This is a genomic window from Bradyrhizobium sp. LeoA1Lang (genome assembly GCF_055413685.1).
Map to the genome: position 1 here is coordinate 1 of NZ_JBVAPG010000432.1, position 905 is coordinate 905.

Consider the following 905-nt stretch of genomic DNA (forward strand, 5'->3'; position numbering starts at 1 on the left):
GACGGCGACGCCGGTCTGGGCGGCGCTGCCGGCGACGGATCCGGATGTGCGCGCCCTCGGGCTGACCTCGCGCCATCTCGCCTATGTGATCTACACCTCGGGATCATCAGGCACGCCAAAGGGCGTCGAAATGTCCCACGGCTCGCTGATGAATTTGCTCTGGTCGTCACCGGAGTTTGGCGCGCCCAAACGACGCACACTTCAGTTCACGACCCTGAACTTCGACGTGTCATTCCAGGAATTGTTCAGTTGCTGGAGGGACGGTGGCCCGCTCGTGCTCGTGCAGGAAGAGACCCGTGCGGACTTCTCCGCCTTGCTGGAATTTGTGTGGGGTGAGGCGATCGAGCGGCTTTTCCTCCCGTTCGTAGCGCTGAACCAGTTTGCGGAAGTCTGGGGCGCTGAGGGAGTGCTGCTGCCCTCTTTGAGGGAGATCTATACAGCGGGAGAGCAATTGCGGGCCACCCCGGCGCTTAGGTCGTTCTTCGAATTGCACCCGCGGGCGAGGTTGATCAATCAGTATGGGCCCACAGAAACCCACGTCGTCACGGAGCACCATCTTGCGGCGGACCCAGCATGTTGGCCGCAATTGCCTCCGATCGGCCGCCCGATCGCGAACACGCGAATCTACCTGCTTGACGGTCATGGTGCGCCCGTTCCGTTTGGTGCGGTGGGGGAGCTTTACATTGGCGGGGCGGGGGTTGCGCGGGGCTATCTGAAGCGGCCCGCGCTGACCGCGGAGCGGTTTGTGGCCGATCCGTTCAGCGCCGAGGCCGGGGCGCGGCTGTACCGGACCGGGGATCTGGCGCGCTATCTGCCGGACGGCAATCTGGAGTTTTTGGGCCGCACCGACGACCAGGTGAAGATCCGCGGCTTCCGGATCGAGCCGGGCGAGATCGCGGCGCGGC

General features: G+C 64.5%; 1 protein-coding gene. It reads left to right on the top strand.

Features of this window, described 5'->3' with window-relative positions; all coding sequences use genetic code 11:
• Positions 1 to 905, top strand: a 905-nt coding sequence (locus ACZYOF_RS43980) for an AMP-binding protein (RefSeq protein WP_463719619.1), incomplete at both ends; no start/stop codon positions are given.